Annotated in this window: 20 protein-coding genes; 16 read left to right on the top strand and 4 right to left on the bottom strand. The window is 72.6% G+C overall.

What is annotated here, in order from left to right; translation table 11 throughout:
* Positions 1–213 precede the first annotated feature (213 nt).
* The 11 genes from ACRYR2_RS12435 (at position 214) to ACRYR2_RS12385 (ending at position 10,055) form a co-directional block, all read left to right on the top strand.
* A complete protein-coding gene (locus ACRYR2_RS12435; RefSeq protein ID WP_432563174.1) occupies positions 214–1,047 on the top strand; it encodes a glucose-1-phosphate cytidylyltransferase in 834 nt (277 codons plus the stop codon).
* Positions 1,048–1,067: 20 nt separating this feature from the next.
* Positions 1,068–2,114, top strand: a complete 1,047-nt coding sequence (locus ACRYR2_RS12430) for an NAD-dependent epimerase/dehydratase family protein (protein ID WP_432563173.1) — start codon at positions 1,068–1,070, stop codon at positions 2,112–2,114.
* Positions 2,111–2,656, top strand: coding sequence for a dTDP-4-dehydrorhamnose 3,5-epimerase (gene rfbC, locus ACRYR2_RS12425; RefSeq protein WP_432563172.1), 546 nt, complete (start codon positions 2,111–2,113; stop codon positions 2,654–2,656). The genes ACRYR2_RS12430 and rfbC overlap by 4 nt, the downstream gene beginning before the upstream one ends.
* On the top strand, positions 2,653–3,942 hold the full coding sequence (locus tag ACRYR2_RS12420; RefSeq protein WP_432563171.1) for an NAD(P)H-dependent oxidoreductase: 1,290 nt from the start codon (positions 2,653–2,655) through the stop codon (positions 3,940–3,942). Before rfbC ends, ACRYR2_RS12420 begins: the two co-directional genes overlap by 4 nt.
* Before the next feature lie 135 nt (positions 3,943–4,077).
* Positions 4,078–4,950, top strand: coding sequence for a Rossmann-like and DUF2520 domain-containing protein (locus ACRYR2_RS12415; RefSeq protein ID WP_432563170.1), 873 nt, complete (start codon positions 4,078–4,080; stop codon positions 4,948–4,950).
* On the top strand, positions 4,947–5,813 hold the full coding sequence (gene panC, locus ACRYR2_RS12410; protein WP_432563169.1) for a pantoate--beta-alanine ligase: 867 nt from the start codon (positions 4,947–4,949) through the stop codon (positions 5,811–5,813). Before ACRYR2_RS12415 ends, panC begins: the two co-directional genes overlap by 4 nt.
* A gap of 24 nt (positions 5,814–5,837) precedes the next feature.
* Complete coding sequence (gene lysS / locus ACRYR2_RS12405) at positions 5,838–7,364, top strand: lysine--tRNA ligase (protein ID WP_432563168.1); 1,527 nt, start codon at positions 5,838–5,840, stop codon at positions 7,362–7,364.
* Positions 7,365–7,407: 43 nt separating this feature from the next.
* Positions 7,408–7,587 carry a hypothetical protein gene (locus ACRYR2_RS12400; protein ID WP_432563167.1) on the top strand — a complete coding sequence of 60 codons (180 nt, stop codon included), beginning with the start codon at positions 7,408–7,410 and terminating at the stop codon, positions 7,585–7,587.
* A 133-nt stretch (positions 7,588–7,720) separates the two neighbouring features.
* The gene (locus ACRYR2_RS12395) at positions 7,721–8,077 is read left to right on the top strand and encodes a histone-like nucleoid-structuring protein Lsr2 (RefSeq protein ID WP_432563166.1); all 357 of its coding nucleotides are present in this window, start codon (positions 7,721–7,723) and stop codon (positions 8,075–8,077) included.
* Positions 8,078–8,238: 161 nt separating this feature from the next.
* Positions 8,239–9,222 (top strand): ATP-binding cassette domain-containing protein, encoded by a 984-nt coding sequence (locus tag ACRYR2_RS12390; protein WP_432563165.1) that lies wholly within the window; start codon positions 8,239–8,241, stop codon positions 9,220–9,222.
* Positions 9,219–10,055 carry an ABC-2 transporter permease gene (locus ACRYR2_RS12385; protein WP_432563164.1) on the top strand — a complete coding sequence of 279 codons (837 nt, stop codon included), beginning with the start codon at positions 9,219–9,221 and terminating at the stop codon, positions 10,053–10,055. Before ACRYR2_RS12390 ends, ACRYR2_RS12385 begins: the two co-directional genes overlap by 4 nt.
* 4 nt (positions 10,056–10,059) lie before the next feature.
* On the opposite strand, the gene ACRYR2_RS12380 is transcribed toward ACRYR2_RS12385, so the two are convergent.
* Positions 10,060–11,106: a LacI family DNA-binding transcriptional regulator gene (locus ACRYR2_RS12380; protein WP_432563163.1), complete on the bottom strand. Its 1,047-nt coding sequence runs from the start codon at positions 11,104–11,106 to the stop codon at positions 10,060–10,062.
* A gap of 32 nt (positions 11,107–11,138) precedes the next feature.
* Complete coding sequence (locus tag ACRYR2_RS12375; RefSeq protein WP_432563162.1) at positions 11,139–12,248, bottom strand: citrate/2-methylcitrate synthase; 1,110 nt, start codon at positions 12,246–12,248, stop codon at positions 11,139–11,141.
* Between the two features lie 53 nt (positions 12,249–12,301).
* On the opposite strand from ACRYR2_RS12375, the gene ACRYR2_RS12370 reads away from it, so the two are divergent.
* Positions 12,302–13,432, top strand: coding sequence for a citrate/2-methylcitrate synthase (locus ACRYR2_RS12370; protein ID WP_432563161.1), 1,131 nt, complete (start codon positions 12,302–12,304; stop codon positions 13,430–13,432).
* On the opposite strand, the gene ACRYR2_RS12365 is transcribed toward ACRYR2_RS12370, so the two are convergent.
* A complete protein-coding gene (locus ACRYR2_RS12365; protein ID WP_432563160.1) occupies positions 13,396–13,923 on the bottom strand; it encodes a 2'-5' RNA ligase family protein in 528 nt (175 codons plus the stop codon). The genes ACRYR2_RS12370 and ACRYR2_RS12365 overlap by 37 nt on opposite strands.
* Positions 13,924–14,184: 261 nt before the next feature.
* On the opposite strand from ACRYR2_RS12365, the gene ACRYR2_RS12360 reads away from it, so the two are divergent.
* The 3 genes from ACRYR2_RS12360 (at position 14,185) to ACRYR2_RS12350 (ending at position 17,876) form a co-directional block, all read left to right on the top strand.
* A complete protein-coding gene (locus ACRYR2_RS12360) occupies positions 14,185–16,689 on the top strand; it encodes an ATP-dependent Clp protease ATP-binding subunit (RefSeq protein WP_432563159.1) in 2,505 nt (834 codons plus the stop codon).
* Positions 16,690–16,860: 171 nt separating this feature from the next.
* Positions 16,861–17,382, top strand: coding sequence for an amino-acid N-acetyltransferase (locus ACRYR2_RS12355; protein ID WP_432563192.1), 522 nt, complete (start codon positions 16,861–16,863; stop codon positions 17,380–17,382).
* Positions 17,383–17,402: 20 nt separating this feature from the next.
* Positions 17,403–17,876 carry a gluconokinase gene (locus ACRYR2_RS12350; RefSeq protein ID WP_432563191.1) on the top strand — a complete coding sequence of 158 codons (474 nt, stop codon included), beginning with the start codon at positions 17,403–17,405 and terminating at the stop codon, positions 17,874–17,876.
* On the opposite strand, the gene ACRYR2_RS12345 is transcribed toward ACRYR2_RS12350, so the two are convergent.
* On the bottom strand, positions 17,815–19,221 hold the full coding sequence (locus tag ACRYR2_RS12345; protein ID WP_432563158.1) for a diguanylate cyclase domain-containing protein: 1,407 nt from the start codon (positions 19,219–19,221) through the stop codon (positions 17,815–17,817). The genes ACRYR2_RS12350 and ACRYR2_RS12345 overlap by 62 nt on opposite strands.
* Before the next feature lie 136 nt (positions 19,222–19,357).
* Between ACRYR2_RS12345 and arfB the strand changes: the two genes are divergently transcribed.
* Complete coding sequence (gene arfB / locus ACRYR2_RS12340; RefSeq protein ID WP_432563157.1) at positions 19,358–19,777, top strand: alternative ribosome rescue aminoacyl-tRNA hydrolase ArfB; 420 nt, start codon at positions 19,358–19,360, stop codon at positions 19,775–19,777.
* Positions 19,778–19,794 lie beyond the last annotated feature (17 nt).

Genomic DNA, 19,794 nt, shown 5'->3' with positions numbered 1-19,794 from the left:
TCAATCACGCTCCGTGTTCGAGGCGCTGTAGTAGCCTCGCGGCAGCACCTCGAGGGGTGACCCGGTGGCTCGGATTCGTGGGGGGTTCGAATCGTCACCGGAGTGCTCACCCGTGTTCCGGAAGGTGCGTTCCCCCACGTGTGATCCCGGTCCGGCTCCGTCGCGGGACCGGGTCGACGAGATCCGACCGACCAGGTTCGAGTGAGGGAAGAGATGACCGAGGCCACTGCCAACGTGTCGGGCGGAACGCCCGTCTCCGAGATCCCCGTCGTCATCCTCTGCGGTGGCATGGGTACCCGACTGCGCGAGGCCAGCGAGAAGCTGCCCAAGCCGCTGGTGGACATCGGCGGTCGCCCGATCCTCTGGCACATCATGAAGCTGTACAGCTCGTACGGGTTCCGGAAGTTCGTGCTGTGCCTGGGGTACAAGAGCGACCTCATCAAGCGCTACTTCCTCGACTACCGCATCAACGCCGGCGACTTCACGCTGAACCTCTCCTCGCAGGAGGCCCCGACCTTCCACACCAACGGTGTGCAGGAGGACTGGGACGTCACCTTCGTCGAGACCGGCCTGACCACCGCGACCGCGGCCCGCATCAAGCGCGTCGAGCAGCACCTGACCGCCGACAAGTTCGTCCTGACCTACGGCGACGGCCTCGGCGACGTCGACATCCTCAAGACCCTGCGCGACCACGAGGCCGGTGGCCGGCTGGCCACCGTCACCGCCGTGCACCCGAGCTCGCGCTACGGCGAGATGCACGTCACGGGCGACACCGTCACCGAGTTCAACGAGAAGCCGACCCTGGCCGACGGCTGGGTCAACGGCGGGTTCTTCGTCTTCGAGCGCGCCTTCGCGGACAAGTACCTCGAGGACGACCCCGACATGATGCTCGAGCAGAAGCCCCTGCAGACCGTCGCCCGCGACGGCCAGCTGACCGTTTCCCAGCACGAGGGCTACTGGCTGGGCATGGACACCTTCCGCGAGTGGACCGAGTTCAACAAGCTCTGGGACTCCGGCAAGGCTCCGTGGAAGACCTGGGAAGACTGAGGCTGGGGGACCAGAACACCATGAAGATCGTCGTCACCGGCACCGAGGGCTACCTCGGCGCGCTGCTCGCCCCGACCCTGCTCGAATCCGGCCACTCGGTGCTCGGCATCGACACCGGCTACTACAAGCAGGGCTGGCTCTACAACGGCGTCACGGCCTCGGTCGAGACGCTGGCCAAGGACATCCGCCACGTCACCGTCGAGGACCTCGCCGGCGCCGACGCCGTCGTGCACATGGCCGAGCTGTCCAACGACCCGCTCGGTGAGCTGATCCCGGACGTCACCTACGTGGTGAACCACAAGGGGTCGGTGCGCCTGGCCGAGATCGCCAAGCAGGCGGGTGTCCAGCGCTTCGTCTACATGTCGAGCTGCTCGGTCTACGGCGTGGCCGAGGACACCGTCGACGAGACGTCGGCCGTGAACCCGCAGACCGCGTACGCCGAGTGCAAGGCCCTCGTCGAACGCGACGTCGCCCCGCTCGCGGACGACGACTTCTCGCCGGTGTTCATGCGCAACGCGACCGCCTACGGCGCCTCGCCGCGCCAGCGCTTCGACATCGTGCTCAACAACCTCGCCGGCCTGGCGTACACCACCGGCAAGATCGCCATGACCTCCGACGGCTCGCCCTGGCGTCCGCTGGTGCACGGTCTGGACATCGCCAAGTCGATCCGCGCCGTCCTGGACGCACCGCGCGAGGCCATCCACAACCAGATCTTCAACGTGGGTGACTCCGAGCAGGTCTACCGCGTCCGCGAGATCGCCGAGGCCGTCGGCCGCGCGCTGCCCGAGGCCGAGATCACCTTCGGCGAGAGCAACGGCGACAACCGCTCGTACAAGGTGAACTTCGACAAGATCCACTCCACCCTCGAGGGTTTCCGCTGCGACTGGAACGCCGACAAGGGCGCCCAGCAGCTCGTCGACGTGTTCAAGGCGATCGACCTGGACGAGGCGACGTTCAAGGGCAGGGGGCACACCCGCCTCAAGCAGCTCGAGCACCTCATCCGCACCGAGCAGCTCGACAAGGAGCTGTTCTGGCGCGTCCAGCCGACCTCCGGGATCACCAAGTGAAGATCACCCAGACCCACATCGAGGGCGTCGCGATCGTCGAGCTCGAGGAACGGGCCGACGACCGCGGGTTCTTCGCCCGCACGTTCTGTCGCGAGGAGTTCCTCGAGGCCGGCTTGAACCCGGCCGTCGAGCAGTGCAACCTGTCGTACAACCACAAGGCCGGGACGCTGCGCGGCATGCACACGCAGATCGACCCCGCGCCCGAGGCCAAGCTGGTGCGCTGCACCGCCGGTGCGATCCAGGACGTCATCGTCGACCTGCGGCCGGACTCGCCCACGCGGTTCCAGCACGTCGCGGTGGAGCTGACCGCCGAGAACCGCAAGGCGCTGTACGTGCCGGAGTACTTCGCGCACGGCTACCTCACGCTGACCGACGGCGCCGAGGTCGTCTACCAGGTGTCCCAGAGCTACACCCCGGGCACCGAGCGCGGCCTGCGCTACGACGACCCGGACCTGGCGCTGCCGTGGGCCCGCGACGTGGCCGTCATCAGCGACAAGGACAAGAGCTGGACGCTGCTGGCGGACGGGGCTGAACTGTCTTGATCATCGTCGACAAGGCGCTGCAGCAGCGCCAGGCCGAGGGCCGGCCGATCCGCGTCGCGCTCGTCGGTGCGGGCTTCATGGGCCGCGGTTTCGTCAACCAGGTCGTGAACTCCGTGCCCGGCATGGAACTGGTCGCCATCGCCAACCGGACCGTCTCCAAGGCGGTCGACGCCTACGAGCAGGCCGGGGTCACCGGTGTGGTCGAGGCCGACTCCGCCGCGGCGGTCGACAAGGCCATCGCGCAGGGCAGGCCCGTCGTGTCGGCCTCCTACGAGGCCGTCGTCGACGCCGGCCAGGTCGAGGCCGTCGTCGAGGCGACCGGCAACACCGAGTACGGCGCGCACGTCGTCGTCCGGGCCATCGAGCAGGGCAAGCACATCGTCCTGCTCAACGCCGAGGTCGACGGAACCGCCGGCCTGGCGCTGCGCACCCGCGCCGAGAAGGCCGGTGTGGTCTACACCGGCTGCGACGGCGACCAGCCGGGCGTGCAGATGAACCTCATCCGCTTCGTGCGCTCCATCGGCGTCACGCCGCTGGTGTCGGGGAACATCAAGGGCCTGCAGGACGAGTACCGCAACCCCACCACCCAGGAGGGTTTCGCCAGGCAGTGGGGGCAGGACCCCTACATGGTGACCAGCTTCGCCGACGGCACCAAGGTGTCGTTCGAGCAGGCCCTGGTCGCCAACGCGGCGGGGTTCTCGGTGGAGAAGCGCGGCATGCGCGGCGCCGACCACCGCGGCCACGTCGACGAGCTGACCCAGGCGTACGACGTGGACCAGCTGAAGGAGCTCGGCGGCGTCGTCGACTACGTCGTGGGCGCCAAGCCGGGCCCGGGCGTGTACGTCCTCGGCACGCACGACGACCCCAAGCAGCAGCACTACCTGAACCTGTACAAGCTCGGCACCGGGCCGCTGTACTCGTTCTACACGCCGTACCACCTGTGCCACTTCGAGGTGCCGCTGACCGTCGCCCGCGCGGTGATCTTCGGCGACGCCGCGATCGTCCCCGGCGACGAGGTGAAGGTCGAGGTCGTCACCACGGCCAAGACCGACCTGAAGGCCGGCAAGGAGATCGACCGCCTCGGCGGCTACGACTCCTACGGCGTGGCCGAGACGTACGCGGCGACCAAGGCGCAGAACCTGCTGCCCATGGGTGTCGCCGAGGGGTGCGTGCTCAAGCGCGACGTGGCCAAGGACCAGGTCCTCACCTACGACGACGTGGTCCTGCCGCAGGGCCGCCTGATCGACGCCCTGCGCGCCGAGCAGGCCGCGCTCCTGGGGAACTGAGGCTGGAGAGCGCACGACGACCCGCTGGTGGTCGAGCACGACAGGTCCGCGCTCGGGTGCGGTTCGGGCCGACGTGTCGTGCTCGACCACCAGCGGGTCGTCGTGCGTTCGGGAGCCCGGGTTAGTGTTCGGGACGTGAACTCCGCGGGCAGGCTCGACGTCGCGGTCGTCGGAGCCGGCCGGGTCGGGCCGGTGCTGGGGGCGGCGTTGCGCGCCTCGGGGCACCGGATCACCGGCATCGCCGCCCGCACCCGGCACAACACCGAACGCGTCGAGGCGCTGCTGCCCGACGTGCCGTGGATCGAACCGGCGGCCGCGTTCGCCGCCGACCTCGTCCTGTTCGCCGTGCCCGACGACGTCCTGGGCCCGCTGGTGGCCGAGCTGGCCCCGCACGTCCGCCCGGGTCAGCTGGTGGTCCACACCTGCGGGCTGCACGGGTTGTCGGTGCTCGACCCGGCGGCGCAGCGCGGCGCGCTGCCGCTGGCGCTGCACCCGGCGATGACCTTCACCGGCACCTCGCTGGACCTGCAGCGGATGCTGGGCGCCGCCGTCGCGGTGACGAGCCCGGCCGTGCTGGTCCCCGTGGCCGACGCCCTCGTGCGCGAGTGGGGCGCGGCCCCCGTGGTCGTCGCCGACGCCGACCGCCCGCTGTACCACGCGGCGCTGGCCCACGGCGCCAACCACCTCGTCACGCTCGTCGCCCAGGCCCTCGACGCCGCGCGCGCCGCGGTGGGGGAGGACGCCGGGCGCGTCCTGCGGCCGCTGCTGCAGGCGGCCCTGGACAACTCCCTGGCCGACGGCGACGAGGCCCTCACCGGGCCGGTCGCCCGTGGGGACGCCGGCACCGTCGCGACCCACCTGCGCGTCCTGCGGCACCAGGACGCGGCCACCGCCGCCACCTACGCCCAGCTCGCCGGGGTCGCCGTCGACCGGGCCCGGGCCTCGGGCAGGCTGACCGAGCGCGCGGCGGACGCCGTGCGCGCTGAACTGACCGCAGGAGAACCGTGACCCGCCCCAGCGACCTCGTCGTAGCCCGCACCCGCGCCGAACTGGCCACCGCCCGCAACGCCCTGGAGGGCCCCGTCGGCGTCGTCATGACGATGGGCGCGCTGCACGCCGGGCACGCCCGGCTCATCGAGGAGGCGCGGCGCCGCGCGGCCTCGGTGCTGGTGACGATCTTCCTCAACCCGCTGCAGTTCGGCCCGAACGAGGACCTCGCGCGCTACCCGCGCACCCTCGACGACGACCTGCGGCTGGCCCGCGAGCACGGTGCCGACGTCGTCTTCGCCCCCGGTCCCGACGTCGTCTACCCCGACGGCGACCCCGGCGTCCGGGTGGCCGCCGGCCCGCTGGGTGCGGTGCTCGAGGGCGCCAGCCGCCCCGGCCACTTCGACGGCGTGCTCACCGTCGTGAACAAGCTGTTCCACCTGACGCGCGCCGACCTGGCCTTCTTCGGCCAGAAGGACGCCCAGCAGCTGCTGCTGGTGCGCCGCATGGTCCGCGACCTCGACGTCCCCGTCGAGGTCGTCGCCGTGCCGACGGTGCGCGAGGAGGACGGCCTGGCGATGTCGAGCCGCAACAGGTACCTGACGCCCTTCGACCGCGAGGTGGCCCTGGTGCTGCAGCGGGCGCTGCGCGCCGGGGAGGCCGCGGCCCCCGAGGGGCCCAGCGCCGTGCGCCGGGCGGCGCGGGACGTGCTGGTGGCCGAACCCGCGGCCCGGGTGGACTACCTGGCCCTGGTCGACCCGCACGACCTGGCCGACGTGCGCGAGCACCACCAGGGCGAGGCGCTGCTGGCGGTCGCGGCCCGGGTGGGTTCGACGCGGCTGATCGACAACGTCCCCCTGGTCGTCGGCCGCCCGGTCGGGTGAGCGCGCACCCGTAACCTGGGGGGCGTGAGTGAACAGACGCCCGTGACCCCCGACGAACCGACCGAGGACGAGTTCGACGACCTGCCCGAGCAGGTCCGGGTCCGCCGCGACAAGCGCGACCGGATCATCGCCGAGGGCGGCGAGGCGTACCCCGTGTCCGTCCCGCGCACCACGTCGCTGGCCGCGCTGCGCGAGCAGTACGCCCACCTGGGCGCCGGCGAGGAGACGACCGACCAGGTCGGCGTCACCGGCCGCGTCGTGTTCCTGCGCGGCACCGGGAAACTCGTGTTCGCGACGCTGCAGGAGGGCGACGGCACCCGTCTGCAGGCCATGGTCTCGCGCGACGGTGTGGGGGAGGAGTCCCTGGCGCGGTGGAAGTCCGACGTCGACCTCGGTGACGTCGTGTTCGTCCACGGCGCGGTGATCTCCTCCAGGCGCGGCGAACTGTCCGTGCTCGCCGACTCCTGGCAGCTGGCCTCGAAGGCGTTGCGCCCGTTGCCGACCCTGCACAAGGAACTGTCCGAGGAGACCCGCGTCCGGCAGCGGTACGTCGACCTCATCGTGCGCGAAGCGGCCCGTACCAACGTGCGCGCCCGCTCGAACGTCGTGCGCTCGGTGCGCCGCACGCTGGAGGACCGCGGGTTCCTCGAGGTCGAGACGCCCATGCTGCAGACGCTGCACGGCGGCGCGAGCGCGCGTCCGTTCGTGACGCACTCGAACGCGTTCGACACCGACCTGTACCTGCGCATCGCGCCTGAACTCTTCCTCAAGCGGCTCGTGGTCGGCGGCATGGAGCGCGTCTTCGAGATCAACCGCAACTTCCGGAACGAGGGGGCCGACTCCACGCACTCCCCGGAGTTCGCGATGCTCGAGGCCTACCAGGCGTGGGGCGACTACGACTCGATCGGCGAACTCACGCAGACCATCGTCCAGGAGGCCGCGCAGGCCGCCTTCGGCTCCCACGTGGTGACGTGGGCCGACGGCACCGAGTACGACCTCGGCGGTGAGTGGAAGTCCATCTCCATGTACCCGTCCTTGTCGGAATCGCTCGGCGAGGAGATCACCCCGGAAACCTCCCGGGAACACCTCATCGCGGTCGCCGAACGCCTGGGAATCGCCGTCGACACCGTTCGCTGGACGCACGGCAAACTCGTCGAAGAACTCTGGGAACACCGTTTGTCCGATTCCCTGGAAACGCCCACGTTCGTCCGCGACTTCCCGGTGGAGACCTCTCCGCTGGTGCGCGCGCACCGCTCCGTCCCGGGTGTGGTGGAGAAGTGGGACCTGTACGTGCGCGGATTCGAGCTGGCCACCGGGTACTCCGAGCTGGTCGACCCCGTCGTGCAGCGGCAGCGCTTCGTCGAGCAGGCGCGCCTGGGCGCCCTCGGCGACGACGAGGCCATGCGGATCGACGAGGACTTCCTGCAGGCCCAGGAGTACGGCATGCCCCCCACGGGCGGCATGGGCATGGGCATCGACCGCCTGCTGATGGCCCTGACGGGCCTCGGCATCCGCGAGACCATCACGTTCCCGCTGGTCAAGCCCCGCTGAGGCGTCTCCGGGGCAGGGGAGCGGCGGACGTACCCTGGGAGGCGTGGACTACCTCGCCGCGCTCCTGCCCTCGGCCGGGCTGGCCGTGCTCTTCGTGCTGCTGATGCGCTCGATCCTGCACGCGGACCGTCGTGAACGGGCGGCCGCGGCGAAGGCGCGGGCAGAACGTGGCGGGAAGAAGCCGGCGAACGGTGGCGCGAACGAGACGGGCACGCCTTCCTGAAGGACTTCGCGACACGGGTCTTTGCTTTTCCTGACGGATTTGACCCGTTGCCGTGGAATGCGCCAGAGTGGGCGACGACCGGTTCGGCCTCCGCGCCGGTCGTGAATTCTTTTCCGAGAAAGGGTGCCCGCTCATGGCGCAGAAGGTGCAGGTCCTCCTCGTCGACGACATCGACGGTGGTGACGCCACGGAGACGCTGACCTTCTCCCTCGACGGGGTCAACTACGAGATCGACCTGTCCGACGAGCACGCCTCGGCGCTGCGGGACGCCTTCGCCCCGTGGGTCGGCCACGCCCGCCGCGTCGGTGGCCGTTCCGCCTCGGCCCGCAAGGCGTCCTCGGCCCGCCCGGCCGCGGCGAAGGCCTCCTCCGGCGGCCCCGAGCGCGACACCGGTGAGGTCCGCACCTGGGCCCGCGAGAACGGCTACACGGTCTCGGACCGGGGCCGCATCTCCGCCGAGGTCCTCCAGGCGTACGACGACGCGCACTGACCTTCGTCGCACCCGCACCACTCCCGAAGGGCCCGACCGCCTCGCGCGGTCGGGCCCTTCGTCGTCCCCGGGTGCGCCCATCGGTGGATGCGGCCCGTCGTCACCTCCCGTGAGGATCGGGTCCGTTCACCAGACCTCCCCACCCACCCGAAGGGCTGCTCATGATCGAGGCGGTCGGCCTGCGCAAGGTCTACGGCAAGAAGGTCGCCGTGCACGACCTCAGCTTCACCGTGCGCCCGGGCATCGTCACCGGGTTCCTCGGGCCCAACGGGTCCGGCAAGTCCACCACCATGCGGATGATCGTCGGGCTCGACCGCCCGACCGCCGGGCACGTGCTGGTGGACGGCAAGCCGTTCGCCGAGCACCGCTCGCCGCTGTCGTCCGTCGGGGCGCTGCTGGACGCCAAGGCCGTGCACACCGGCCGCTCCGCCCACAACCACCTGCGGGCCATGGCCGCCACGGCGGGCATCCCGGCCTCGCGCGTGGACGAGGTCGTCGACCTCGTCGGCCTGCGCGAGGTCGCCCGCAAGCGCGCCGGCGGGTTCTCCCTCGGCATGGGCCAGCGGCTCGGCATCGCCTCGGCGCTGCTCGGCGACCCGGCGACGGTGATGTTCGACGAGCCCGTCAACGGCCTGGACCCCGACGGCATCCTGTGGATCCGCAACCTCATGAAGGAGCTGGCCGGGCAGGGCCGGGCGGTGTTCGTCTCCTCCCACCTCATGAGCGAGATGGCGCTGACGGCCGAGCACCTCGTCGTCATCGGCAAGGGCCGGCTCATCGCCGACGAGAGCGTCCGCGCGTTCGTCGACCGCGTCCAGCCGCGCGGGGTCACGGTGCGGTCCCCGCAGGTCGAGCAGCTGCGTGAACTCGTCGCGCTCGAGGGCGGGACGCTCGCCGCGATGGACGACGGCAGCTTCGACGTCCGGGGCCTGTCGGCCGAGCGGATCGGCGACGCCGCGGCGGCCCGCGGGGTCGCGCTGCACGAGCTCACCACGGTCAAGGCCTCGCTGGAGGAGGCGTTCATGGAACTGACCGCCAGCGCCGTGGAGTACCAGGCCCACGGCTCCACCGGGCAGGGTCCGGTGGTCGTTCCCGACGGTCGAGACAACAGCGAACCCCGTGTGCGGCAGGAGGTGTCGCGATGAGCGCGACCACGTTCGAGGTGCAGCAGTTCCGTCCCGTCGAGCGTCGGGTGACGTTCGGCGGTCTGCTCCGGTCGGAGTGGATCAAGTTCTGGAGCGTGCGCTCCGTGATCGTGACGATGGTCGTGTCGTTCGTCGCGATCGTCGGCATCGGCGTGCTGGTGTCGCTGGCCACCCGGTCGGCGCTGAGCTCGGTCGAAGGTGCCCAGGCCATGGCGGCCAACGGGGTCGACGCCGTCGGGGCGAGCATGACGGGCGCCCAGCTGGGCACGCTGATCGTCGCCGCGGTCGGGGTGATCGTCATCGCCGGTGAGTTCTCCACGGGCATGATCCGGACGTCGTTCGTCACCGCGCCGGGCCGGCTGGGCGTGCTGGCCGCCAAGGCGCTGGTCCTGGCGGTCAACGTCGCGGTCGTCACGGGGGTCGCGGTGTTCCTGGCCTTCTTCCTGGGTCAGGCCGTCCTGGACACGCGGGACTTCGGCGTCGCGATCGGCGACGACGGTGTGCTGCGGGCGCTGCTGGGCAACGTCGCGGTGCTCGTCGGCGTCGCGCTGGCCGGTCTGGGCGTGGGGGCGCTGCTGCGCAACTCCGCGGGCGGCATCTGCACGATCGTCGCCTCGATCTTCGTGGTGCCGCTGCTGCTCATGCCGATCCCGGAGAGCTGGGGTGGGGACCACCTCCAGGAGTTCTGGTTCAGCAACACCGCCCAGAACGCGACGCTGGTGACCCAGAACCCCGCCTACCTGGACGCCGGGCCGGGTCTGCTGGTCTTCGCGGTGTGGGTGCTGGCGCTGCTCGGCCTCGGGGCGCTGGCCCTGAAGACCCGCGACGTCTGAGACCTCAGGAGGACGAGGCCCGGACGACGAGCTCGGGCAGGTAGACGACCTGCCGGTCGTGCACCACGACCGGCAGGTCGTCCTCGCCGGTGCCCGCGCTGTCGCCGTCGGCGTGCCCGGGGTCGAGCAGCAGCTGCACGGCCGAGCGGCCCAGCCGGTCCTTGGGCTGGCGCACCGATGTGAGCGGAACCGTTGCGGCGGCTGCGAAGTCGATGTCGTCGTAGCCGACGATGGCCAGGTCGTCGGGCACCTTGAAACCCCGCTGCACGACCTCCTGCAGCACCCCCAGGGCGAGCAGGTCGTTGAGGCAGAACACCGCGGTCGGGCGGTCGGGCTGGGGCCAGTCGTGCAGCCGGGTCCCCGCCGAGCGGCCGGACTCGATGGTCATCACGGCCACGTCGAGTTCCGTGAGGGTCCCCGGTGGCAGCCCCGCCTCGGCGACCGCGCGCCGCGCACCCTCGAACCGCTGGTCGACCTGCAGGAACCCGCGCGGTCCGCCGACGACGGCGATGTGCCGGTGCCCGGAGTTCAGCAGGTGCGCCACGGCCATCCGGCCGCCCTCGACGTCGTCGACCGAGACCGAGGGGGTCGTCCCGTCCGGGTCGCCCCGGTCGACGAGCACCAGGGGGACGTCGAGCTTGCGCAGTTCGGCCAGCCGCTCCTCGGAGGTGTCGACGGGGGACAGCACGATCCCCGCCACGCGCTGCTGGCGCAGGACCTCCAGGTGCCGGCGCTCGCGGGTCAGGTCCTCGGCGCTGCTGCACAGCAGCAGCGTGTGCCCGCCGGCCTCGGCGGTCTCCTCCGCCCCGCGGGCCAGTTCGGTGAAGAAGGGGTTGGCGATGTCCAGGACGACCAGCGCCAGGAAGCGGCTGCGCCCCATCCGCAGCTGGCGCGCCGACTCGTTGCGGACGTACCCCAGCTCGTCGATCGCCTCCTGGACCTTGACCCGGTTGACCTCCGAGACCGAGTCGGGGCGGTTGAGCACGTTGCTGACCGTCCCGATGGACACGCCGGCCCGGGCCGCGACGTCTTTGATGCTGACTCCGGACACGCCTCGATGCTAACCCAGGCATTCTAGATAGATCACGCTCCGTGAAGGCCTCTCACACGGAACCGGAGCCCCGGGGCCTCGTACTCCTCCAGAGCGTGCGCGATCCAGCCGGCGGTGCGGGCCACCTCGAAGACGAGCTCACCGGCGTCGGGCGGCAGGTCGTGCGCCAGGGCGAGCGCCGCCAGGCCGAGGTCGACGTTGGGGAAGGCCCTCGCGCCGTGCGCCCGGACGACCTGCCCGACCAGGTCGGGGACGACGTCGGCCACCGGGCCCGCGGGCAGGCGGGCCAGCAGCTCGTCGGCTCGCGGGTCGCGCTCGGTGTGCACGACGTGACCGAAGCCGGGCGGGGGAGCACCGCTGCGTCGCTGCTCGGCCACCGCGCGCGCCGGCCCGTCCGTCAGGGCCCGGGTGAGGAAGCGGTGGGCCGCGGTGCCGGCCGAGGCGTGCAGCGGCCCGTCCGAGGCACCCAGCGCGGCCGCCAGCACCGACGACAGGGGCGCGCGGGCGCTCGCCGCGACCCGCGCGGCGACCGTCGAGACGGCCAGGCCGTGGTCGGCGAGCAGGACCAGCGCCGGGTCCAGGTCGATCGTGGTCCCCAGCACGGCGGCGACGGTGCCCGCCGTCGTGGTGCCGGGGGCCAGGGCGCCGAGGACGGCCGCGAGCAGCGGCTCGGGGGAGGCGCCGGGGGCGGTGGGGGCGAGCGCGCCGCAGACGGCCACGGCGACGCGCAGCCGGGCCGGCGGGCGGACCTGCTCGGGCAGGCCCGCCACGACGGCGCGCACCGCTGCGGTCAGCGGCTCCTGCGCGACGAACGGCCCCGGGGCCGCCACCCCCGTCCACAGCAGCCGGGCGACCTCCTCGAAGGTCCGTTCCCGGGACAGCGCCACGGCGTCCTGGCCGCGGTAGCGCAGCCGGTGCCCGTCGAGGCTGGTCAGCCGGCTGCGGACGGTCTCGACCGCCCCCGCCGGGCGGCCGGTGGCCCGGCCGCGACCGGCGAGCGCGTCGACCTCGCCGGGGTCGAACCGGCTGCCGTCGGGGGTGCGGACCGAGCGCAGGACGCCGCGGCTGACGTAGGCGTACAGCGTCGCCGTCTTCACACCGAGGCGGTGGGCCGCCTCGGCGGTGCTGATCAGCTCGTCCACAGTTGATCGGATCAACGTTGACGCGCCTGGTCAAGGGGGCGACCCTCGCCGGCATGACGGACACGACGGTCCCCCCGGGGTTGCGGGGCGTGGTGGTCACGACCACCGAGCTCGGCGACGTCCGGGGCGCGGAGGGGTTCTTCCACTACCGGCAGTACTCGGCCGTCGACCTCGCCCGGCACCGCACGGTCGAGGACGTCTGGCACCTGCTGCAGCGCGGTCACCTGCCCTCGGCCGCCGAGCTCGACGCCTTCCGGGCCGAGGTCGCCGAGCGGCGCCGGCTGCCCGCCGTCGTCGCCGACGCCCTGCCCGCGATCGCCGCGGCCGGTGGGCCACCGCTGGCCGGGCTGCGGACCGCGTTGTCGCTGCTCGGCGCGGCCGAGGGGCTGCGTCCGGCGTACGACCTCGACGAGGAGGCCCGGGCCGCCGACGCGCTGCGCGTCTGCGCGCTGACGCCGACGGTCCTGGCCGCGCTGCACCGGCTCGGCCGCGGGCTGGAGCCGGTGCCACCGCGCGACGACCTCGACGCGGCCGCGAACTGGCTGTGGACGCTGACGGGGCGGCAGGCGCCGCCGGAGCACGTGCGCGCGCTGCGCCGCTACCTGGTGGCCACCGTCGACCACGGGTTCAACGCCTCGACCTTCACCGCGCGCGTCGTGGCCTCCACGGGGGCCGACGTCGCCGCCGCGGTGGTCGCGGCGCTCGGTGCCTTCTCCGGACCGCTGCACGGGGGCGCCCCCGACCGGGCCCTGGCGGCGCTGGAGGAGATCGGCACGCCGTCCCGGGCCCCGGGGTGGGTGCGGGAGCAGCTGGCCGCCGGCGGGCGGGTCATGGGCTTCGGCCACGCCGTCTACCGGACCGAGGACCCCCGTTCGGTGCTGCTGCGCGAGACGGCCCTCGAACTCGGCGGGCCGCTGGCCGACCTGGCCGTCGAGGTCGAGCGGCGGGTCGTGGCGACGCTGGCCGAGCTGAAACCGGGGCGCGCCCTGCACGCCAACGTCGAGTACTACGCCGGGGTCGTCATGGCGCTGTGCGGGCTGGACCCGGCCCTGTTCACCCCCACCTTCGCGACCAGCCGCGTCATCGGGTGGTGCGCCAACGTGCTGGAGCAGGCGCGGGACCCGCGCATCATCCGGCCCGCCGCCCGCTACACGGGGCCGGCGGCGCCCGCACCGCTGCCCTGACCCAGCGGGAACCGGCGCCGCACCCGCCAGCCGGCGGGGACGAACTCGCCCTGCAGCAGGGTCAGCGCCTCCACGCGCTGGGTCAGCGGCAGCCGGCGCTCGACGTCGGCGCGGACAGCCGCGAGGTCGTCGGGGTCCTCGGCGACCGTCAGGTGCGGGACGGGGTCGCCGTGGGCGCCGCCGTAGGGCAGGACGCCGAAGGCCGCGGTGACCGCGCGGGTCAGCTCCCGGAAGGGCCCGGCCGGTTCGGGGTCGAGCCACAGGACGGCGTCGCCGAACGTCCCGGTCCTGCCCAGCGTCACGACGAAGGGCTCCGTGCCGGCCGCGAGCCGGGCGAGGGCGTCCTCGTCGACCTCCGCCGGCGGCAGGAACGGGAAGCAGACGGTGACGTGCGCGGGCACGCCGGCGGCCGCGGCCCGGTCGAACCGCGCGCGCCAGGGCCCGGCCACGGGGTCGGCGGCCGGGACCTCGACGACGAGCGCGGTCTGCACCCGGGCAGCGTCCCCCACCGAGGCGCCGCGCGGGGCCCGGTGGGGTTGCGCCGACGGCGAACGAACTGGCGGAACACCCCTCCGCGGGCGCAGGTTGGACAGGACAACCGGGTCACGACTCCCTCACGACCACACCGGACGCCTGCGGGCGACCCCGATGGGAGTGAGAGTGTCAGGGCTCGGGACTAGCATCGGAATGGTCCGGTCGGGGGACTGACTCCCCCGAGCACTCCGGACCCGACCACCCGCGAGGAGCGCCGCATGTTCGAGAGGTTCACCGACCGCGCCCGACGGGTCGTCGTCCTGGCCCAAGAAGAGGCCCGGATGCTCAACCACAACTACATCGGGACCGAGCACATCCTGCTCGGCCTGATCCACGAGGGCGAGGGCGTCGCGGCCAAGGCCCTCGAGTCGCTGGGCATCTCCTTGGACGCGGTCCGCGAGCAGGTCCAGGAGATCATCGGTCAGGGCCAGCAGGCCCCGTCCGGGCACATCCCCTTCACCCCCCGCGCCAAGAAGGTGCTGGAGCTGTCGCTGCGCGAGGCGCTGCAGCTCGGGCACAACTACATCGGGACCGAGCACATCCTGCTCGGCCTCATCCGCGAGGGCGAGGGCGTGGCCGCCCAGGTGCTCGTCAAGCTCGGCGCCGACCTCAACCGGGTGCGTCAGCAGGTCATCCAGCTGCTGTCCGGCTACCAGGGCAAGGAGCCCGCGACGTCCGGCGGCCCGCAGGAGGGCACCCCGTCCGGCTCGCTGGTCCTGGACCAGTTCGGCCGCAACCTGACCCAGGCCGCCCGCGAGGGCAAGCTGGACCCGGTCATCGGGCGCGACCCGCAGATCGAGCGCGTCATGCAGGTGCTCTCGCGGCGCACCAAGAACAACCCGATCCTCATCGGTGAGCCCGGTGTCGGCAAGACCGCCGTCGTCGAGGGCCTGGCCCAGGCCGTCGTGCGCGGGGAGGTCCCCGAGACCCTCAAGGACAAGCAGATCTACACCCTCGACCTGGGCGCCCTGGTCGCCGGGTCCCGCTACCGCGGTGACTTCGAGGAGCGGCTGCGCAAGGTCCTCAAGGAGATCCGCACCCGCGGCGACATCATCCTGTTCATCGACGAGATCCACACCCTCGTGGGTGCCGGTGCCGCCGAGGGCGCGATCGACGCCGCCAGCATCCTCAAGCCGATGCTGGCCCGCGGTGAGCTGCAGACCGTCGGGGCCACGACCCTCGACGAGTTCCGCAAGCACATCGAGAAGGACCCGGCCCTGGAGCGCCGCTTCCAGCCGATCCAGGTCCCCGAGCCGACGCTGGCGCACGCCATCGAGATCCTCAAGGGTCTGCGCGACCGGTACGAGGCGCACCACCGCGTCTCCATCACCGACTCCGCGCTGGTGGCCGCCGCGACGCTGGCCGACCGCTACGTCAACGACCGGTACCTGCCGGACAAGGCGATCGACCTCATCGACGAGGCGGGCGCGCGACTGCGCATCCGCCGCATGACCGCACCGCCGGACCTGCGCGAGTTCGACGAGCGCATCGCCGACGTCCGCCGCGAGAAGGAGAGCGCGATCGACGCGCAGGACTTCGAGAAGGCGGCCTCGCTGCGCGACAAGGAGAAGAAGCTCCTGGCGCAGAAGGGCGAGCGCGAGAAGCAGTGGAAGTCCGGTGACATGGACGTCGTCGCCGAGGTGGACGAGGAGCTGATCGCCGAGGTCCTGGCCACGGCGACGGGGATCCCCGTCGTCCGGCTGACCGAGGAGGAGTCCTCGCGGCTGCTCAACATGGAAGCCGAGCTGCACAAGCGCGTCATCGGCCAGAACGACGCCATCAAGGCGCTGTCGCAGGCCATCCGGCGCACGCGTGCGGGTCTGAAGGACCCCAAGCGTCCCGGCGGGTCGTTCATCTTCGCCGGCCCCACCGGCGTCGGGAAGACCGAGCTGGCCAAGGCGCTGGCGGAGTTCCTCTTCGGTGAGGAGGACGCGCTCATCCAGCTGGACATGAGCGAGTTCTCCGAGAAGCACACCGTCTCGCGGCTGTTCGGCTCGCCCCCCGGCTACGTGGGCTACGAGGAGGGCGGCCAGCTGACGGAGAAGGTGCGCCGCAAGCCGTTCTCGGTCGTCCTGTTCGACGAGGTCGAGAAGGCCCACCCGGACATCTTCAACTCGCTGCTGCAGATCCTGGAGGACGGTCGACTGACCGACTCCCAGGGCCGCCAGGTCGACTTCAAGAACACCGTGATCATCATGACCACCAACCTCGGCACCCGGGACATCTCCAAGGGCGTCGGCACGGGGTTCGCCGCGGGGTCGCAGACCTCGCAGACGAACTACGAGCGGATGAAGTCGAAGGTCAACGACGAGCTCAAGCAGCACTTCCGGCCCGAGTTCCTCAACCGCGTCGACGACATCGTCGTGTTCCCGCAGCTGACGCAGGAGGAGATCGTCCAGATCGTCGACCTGTTCATCACGCGGGTGGACGCGCGCCTGAAGGACAAGGACATGGGCATCGAGCTCACCCCGTCCGCGAAGGTGCTGCTGGCGACCAAGGGCTACGACCCGGTCCTGGGCGCCCGCCCGTTGCGCCGCACCATCCAGCGCGACATCGAGGACGTCCTGTCCGAGAAGATCCTGTTCGGCGAACTGCGCGCCGGTCAGATCGTCTCGGTGGACACCGAGGGCGAGGGGCAGGAGCAGAAGTTCACCTTCGAGGGCACCTCGAAGGAGGACCTCCCGGTGACCGTCCCCGTCGGCGACGCCGGCACGGAGGACTGACCTCCCGACCCTGACGGCCCGCCACCCCCTCCGGGGTGGCGGGCCGTTCTGCGTCCCCGGGGTCCGCGCGCGCCGGTGGCGGCGCGCGGTGACCTCGCGCGCGTTGACCGGGCGCGCGGTGACCTCGCGCCCAAACCCCGCGCGACGAACGCCGGGGCCGGGTCTGGAAGGATCGCGCCCGTGCCCGACGTCGTGATCCGCCCCGCCCGCACGTCCGACATCCGCGACGTCCGGCGCCTGGTGGAGGAGTACGCGCGGCAGCGGATCCTGCTGGGCAAGGAACTCATCACCCTGTACGAGGCCGTGCAGGAGTTCGTCGTCGCCGAGCGCGGCGGGAAGGTCGTCGGGTGCGGGGCGCTGCACGTGCTGTGGGAGGACCTCGCCGAGGTCCGCACGCTGGCCGTGGACCCCAGCGCGCGGGGGACGGGGACGGGCCACCTCATCCTGTCCGAACTGCTGCGCCGCGCCGACGCCCTGGGCGTGGGCCGGCTCTTCTGCCTCACCTTCGAGACGGCGTTCTTCGAACGGCACGGTTTCGTCGAGATCGAGGGCACGCCCGTCGAGCCCGACGTCTACGCCGAGATGCTGCGCAGCCACGACGAGGGTGTCGCGGAGTTCCTCGACCTGGCCCGGGTCAAACCGAACACGCTGGGCAACAGCCGGATGCTGCGCGTCGCGGAGGGGGAGCGGTGACGACCACGACCGTCGTCGTCATGGGGGTCTCGGGCAGCGGGAAGACCACCGTCGCCCAGGGCATCGCCACCGCCCGGGGCTGGGCCCACGCCGAGGGCGACGAGTTCCACCCCGCGGCCAACGTCGAGAAGATGCGCTCGGGGACGCCGCTGACCGACGAGGACCGCTGGCCGTGGCTGCGGTCCATCGCCGACTGGATCGGCGCACGGGAGGAAGCCGGGGAGTCGGTCGTCGTCACCTGCTCGGCCCTCAAGCGCGCCTACCGGGACCTGCTGGCGGAGGACAACCCCTCGGTCGTGTTCTGCGAACTGCACGTCCCCGCCGAGGTCCTCGAGGAGCGGCTGACCCAGCGCACGGGCCACTACATGCCGGCCTCGCTGCTGCGCAGCCAGCTCGACACCCTCGAGGACCTGGCACCCGACGAGCGCGGGTTCAGGGTGCGGGTGCAGGGGGGACCGGGCGAGGTGCTGGAGGAGGTGCTGCGACACCTCTGACCTCCGCCGTCGCCACGGCCCCGACCGGCGCCCCGGCCCGGGCCGTGCGCTTGCGGCCGTACATCGCGGCGTCCGCCGCCCGCAGCAGCCCGGCAACGTCCCGACCGTGGTCGGCCAGCAGCGCGATCCCGACGCTCGCGCCGACCCGCGCCTGCGCACCGTCGACCTCCACCGGGCGGCGGACCGCCGCGCACAGGCGTTCGGCGAGCTCCGCGGTCTCCTCGGCGGAGGTGCCGGTCACCAGGACGGCGAACTCGTCCCCGCCCAGCCGTGCCGCCAGGTCACCGTCGCGGACCTCCCGGCGCAGCCGGCGCCCCACGGCACGCAGGAGCTCGTCGCCCGCGGGGTGACCGAGCGTGTCGTTGACCTGCTTGAACCCGTCCAGGTCGAACAGCAGCAGCGCGCCGCGCTCGGCCGGCAGCGCGGCGGCGACCTCCGCCAGCAACCGACGGCGGTTGGGCAGAGCCGTGAGCGGGTCGTGGTCGGCCCGGTGCCGCAGCTCCTCGACGTGCGCCTGCTCGGCCTGGCGCAGCCGGGCGCTGTCGACGACGAGGGCTCCCTGCATCGCCAGCTGGTGGGCCACCTGCCGGTCCCGCTCGGTCCAGCTGCGCTGACCGCTCACGTCGCCGCACACGACCATGCCCACGGCGCCGGAGGCCGACAGCAGCGGCATCGCCGCGTAGGAGCGCAGGCCCATGCACTCGATGAAGCCGCCGGGGCGACCGGGACGGGCGGCGGCGTCGTCGGCCAGGACCGGGCCACCGTCGCGTTGGGCCTGGCGCCACACGGGGGAGTCGCCGGCCAGTCCACCCACGACCTGCGCGCGGAGGGCGGCGGCCACCCGCGGGCTGACGCCCAGGTCGAGGACCTCGTGCACCCGCCCGTCGGCGTCGGTCAGGTGCACCGCGACGCTCTCGGTCCCCAGGGCCTGCGCCGTGACCCGGGCCAGCACCTCACCGGCCGCCTGCACGCTGGTGGCCCGGGTGCCCTCCTCGAACAGCCGGCGGACCGCGTCGGCGGCGGCGGCGTCCAGCGCCCGCGCGCGGTGGGCGGCGGCCGCCTGCAGGAGGACGGCGACGTGGTGGGCCACGGCGTGCGCGACGTCCGGACGCAGCCTGCCCAGCGCGTGCCCGCGCACCGTCAGCCGCCCCAGGTCCTCGCCGAACAGCCGCAGCGGCAGGACCCGGGCGTCCCCGGCCGGCCCGGTGTCGTCGACGCGCACCGACGTCACGCCGCAGTCCTGCGCCAACCGGGTGACGACGGTGCCCAGCACCACCTCCAGGTCCGGCCGTCCCGCGGTGACGAGGTCGTGCAGCTCGGCCAGCAGGGCACTCTGCGCGTCCACCGGTGTCGGGGTGGGGCAGGAGCGGGCGGTCGCCGGGGGCACGAGGAGGGAGTCGGCCGGTGCCGGCCCCACCTGAACCCCGTGCGCCCGTGCATCGCCCGATCGCCACCGGGGGCCGGCGCGTAGCCTGCCGCGCGTGGACCTCGTGGTGAACCGGCGGGTGACCGTTCCCGCGGCCGAGCTGCGCGAACGGTTCTCCCGCGCCGGCGGTCCGGGCGGGCAGGGCGTCAACACGACCGACTCGCGCGTGGAGCTGTCCTTCGACCTGCTGCGCTCGCCGTCCGTGCCCGAGGACCTGCGCTCCCGGGCCCTGGACCGGCTCGCCGGCCGTCTCGTCGACGGGGTGCTGACGATCACGGCCGCCGAGCACCGCGCCCAGATGCGCAACCGTGCCGCCGCGGCCGAACGGCTGCGCGTGCTGCTCGCGCAGGCCTTCGCCCCGGGGCCGGCCCGCCGGCGCCCCACGAAGCCGACGAAGGGGTCCCAGCGCCGGCGGCTGGACGCCAAGCGCCGCCGCGGCGACACCAAGCGCCTGCGCGGTTCCACCGAGGACTGACCCCGGCGGTGGGGCGG

The organism is Kineococcus deserti (assembly GCF_050871945.1).
In the GTDB taxonomy this organism is placed as follows: Bacteria; Actinomycetota; Actinomycetes; order Actinomycetales; family Kineococcaceae; genus Kineococcus.
Note: the sequence above shows the minus strand (reverse complement) of the source record. Positions and strands in the feature narration are given on the sequence as shown.

Coding starts and splice junctions, on each gene's coding strand:
- ACRYR2_RS12385 (WP_432563164.1), top strand. CDS start 9,219: ATGAGCGCGACCACGTTCGAGGTGCAGCAGTTCCGTCCCGTCGAGCGT.
- ACRYR2_RS12360 (WP_432563159.1), top strand. CDS start 14,185: ATGTTCGAGAGGTTCACCGACCGCGCCCGACGGGTCGTCGTCCTGGCC.
- ACRYR2_RS12350 (WP_432563191.1), top strand. CDS start 17,403: ATGGGGGTCTCGGGCAGCGGGAAGACCACCGTCGCCCAGGGCATCGCC.
- ACRYR2_RS12370 (WP_432563161.1), top strand. CDS start 12,302: ATGACGGACACGACGGTCCCCCCGGGGTTGCGGGGCGTGGTGGTCACG.
- ACRYR2_RS12395 (WP_432563166.1), top strand. CDS start 7,721: ATGGCGCAGAAGGTGCAGGTCCTCCTCGTCGACGACATCGACGGTGGT.
- ACRYR2_RS12390 (WP_432563165.1), top strand. CDS start 8,239: ATGATCGAGGCGGTCGGCCTGCGCAAGGTCTACGGCAAGAAGGTCGCC.
- ACRYR2_RS12435 (WP_432563174.1), top strand. CDS start 214: ATGACCGAGGCCACTGCCAACGTGTCGGGCGGAACGCCCGTCTCCGAG.
- ACRYR2_RS12430 (WP_432563173.1), top strand. CDS start 1,068: ATGAAGATCGTCGTCACCGGCACCGAGGGCTACCTCGGCGCGCTGCTC.